Source organism: Mesorhizobium sp. M7A.F.Ca.CA.004.04.2.1, from assembly GCF_004022825.1.
Classification (GTDB): domain Bacteria; phylum Pseudomonadota; class Alphaproteobacteria; order Rhizobiales; family Rhizobiaceae; genus Mesorhizobium.
The window spans coordinates 1-2,470 of the sequence record NZ_RZPH01000910.1; the positions used below are offsets into that span (position 1 = coordinate 1).

Below are 2,470 nucleotides of genomic sequence, written 5' to 3' on the forward strand. Positions count from 1 at the left end.
CGGTACGGCGTAGACGATGTTGACGACCAATTGCATCAAGAGATAGCGGCCCACCCGCTTGGCGGCATCCTGAAGCGCCTCGGTGGTGCGGTGGAGGTCGCCGTAGCCGACAAGCCGGATGAAGCGGTCGCGCAGATCCTCCCGCTCGAGCAGCATGAAGATGACGACGACGATGATCAGTCCGGCCGACCCAAGCGGGCTGATCAGCGGCCCGACGATATTCTGCAGGACCTGGAGCGGCCTTTCTCGGGCGACGATCTCGACAGGCACCGGCTCACGCGCAGGCTTTTCCGGTGCGGCAGCCGGCAGCGTGGCGTCCTGCCTGTCGATCTCCTGGCCGACACGCTCGACCACCTGGCTCAATCTGGCAAGTATCCCGCCCCCGACCCCGGTTTCCTTGAGCGAGCGGATCTTGGTCAGGATGTTGGTCTGGTAGACCGGGATGTTCTGCGCCAGTTCGCTGACCTGCGTGGCGACGATGAAGGAGAACAGGCCAAGCGCCGCGAAAGCGCCGAGCACGCTGGCAATGACGGCGGCAATCCGGGGAATGCCGATTTTTTTAAGAGCTGAGACAAGCGGCGCCAATGCGAAGGTCAGCAGCAGCGCGATCGCGATCGGCAGGAAAACCTCGCGCCCGAAATACAGTGCGGCCACCGTCGTGACGATGGCCGCCACATTGGGCAAAGAGGTTCGCGGATGGGGCGCGGCTGCTGAAAGTGCGTCCCCTAGCCCGTCAGCCGGAGACGCCGTGCCGTTTCGACGATTGGCCACGTGATGCCTCCCCTGCCAAATGCCATGATCGGGCATATAGAGCGGACGTGCAACTTTAGCCAACGATGAAATACGCCTCGCTCACAGGCAATGATCCGGGCCGCATCGGCCGCTCTCGACCGATCGGATCAGCGCGCCGCATGCCTGGCCAGCGCGTGCTCGATCAGCACGTCAATGGTCTGGCTGTAGCCGATGCCTGACGCCGCCAGCGCCTTGGCATACATCGAGATGTCGGTGAAGCCGGGAATGGTGTTGACCTCGTTGACGAGCAGGCTGCCATCGGCGCGCAGGAAGAAATCGACGCGCGCCATGGCTTCGCAGCCGAGCGCCTGAAAAGCCTGACGCGCCATCTCCCTCGCTTTGTCGGCCACAGTGGCCGGGACATCAGCGGGCACCTTGACCAGCGCGCCGTCGGCATCGAGATATTTGGCCTCATAGGTGTAGAAGCCGTGCTTGCCGGCCGGAATGATCTCGCCGGGCAGCGACACCGTCAGCGACCCGTCGGCGCGCTCCAGCACCGAGAACTCGATCTCGCGCCCCTCGACGAATTCCTCGATCAACACTTTGCCGTCGTAGCGGAAAGCCGTGTCGATGGCCTGCTCGAAGCCATCCCTGTCATTCACCTTGCTGACCCCGAAGGACGAGCCCTGGCGCGCCGGCTTGGCGAAGAACGGCAGGCCGAGCATCCCGGCAATCTCCTGGAAGGAATGCTTGCCGTTTCGATGCACGGTGACGGAGCGGGCAACCGCCAATCCCGCCTCGCGCATCAGCCGCTTGGCGACATCCTTGTCCATGGCCGCGGCCGACGCGAGGATGCCGCAGCCGACATAGGCTACATCGGCGACCTCGGCATAGCCCTGCACCGAGCCGTCCTCGCCGAACGGCCCGTGCAGCACCGGGAACACGACGTCGATGGGGGGCAGGTCAGGCTGCGTACCATCCCGCGAGACGGCGACCAGCCGGCCCTTGCCGCCGGGCAGCAGCGCGACCTCGGCACCATCTTCGGATGCCGGCGCCCCTGCCGCGTCATCAAGTTGTTGCAGCAGCCATCTGCCGCTTTTGGTAATGGCGATCGGCACGATGTCGTAGCGCGTCCGGTCGATCGCCTTCAGCACATTGGCGGCCGACAGGCGCGACACGTCATGCTCGGCCGAACGCCCGCCATAGAGGATGGCCACTCTTGTCTTACCGGTCATCGAAATCCCTCGACTGTCAAAAAAAATCAAATGGCGACGGCAATGCCGCGATTGGCGAAGAAGCGGTCGAAATCGGCCGGCGCCAACACTGCGTCTGCCTGTGTGGCGGGGTCATGGCCGGACGGGTTGTGGAAGCGGAAACCCTGATTGGATGCCGCCGTGACCAGCACCAGATGACCGCCCTTCGAGGGCGGCTCGCGCTCGGGCCAGCGGATCGAACTGCTGACCGACGCGATGAAGAAGCGCGTCCGCTGCATGATCGCCGGAATCTCGGCCGTCGCGACATTGGTCACCACCTCGGCCCGGAGTCCAAAAACCTCTTTCACGAAGCTGACGAAGGGCGCGTAGATCAGCCCCTTGATCGATCCCCCGTTGACGACATAGCCGCCATATAAGGTGCAGCGCCTGGCAAGCTCGATCGTCGGCACGATCTCGCCGCGGCTTGCCAGGATCATCTTCAGGCACGCCATGCCGCAGATATTGGCCGCCCAGACCGCATATTC

3 protein-coding genes are annotated in these 2,470 nt (G+C 64.0%); all 3 read right to left on the reverse strand.

All coding sequences use genetic code 11. The features are described 5' to 3' along the window. Nucleotides 1-807: AI-2E family transporter (locus EN893_RS29035; protein WP_164901200.1), on the reverse strand; the 807-nt coding region annotated here is incomplete at its 3' end. Nucleotides 808-899: 92 nt separating this feature from the next. After that, the gene (locus tag EN893_RS29040) at nt 900-1,967 is read right to left on the reverse strand and encodes a D-alanine--D-alanine ligase family protein (protein WP_127268759.1); all 1,068 of its coding nucleotides are present in this window, start codon (nt 1,965-1,967) and stop codon (nt 900-902) included. Nucleotides 1,968-1,993: 26 nt separating this feature from the next. Next, the coding region (locus EN893_RS29045) for a hypothetical protein (protein WP_128361986.1) at nt 1,994-2,470 on the reverse strand (477 nt) is incomplete at its 5' end.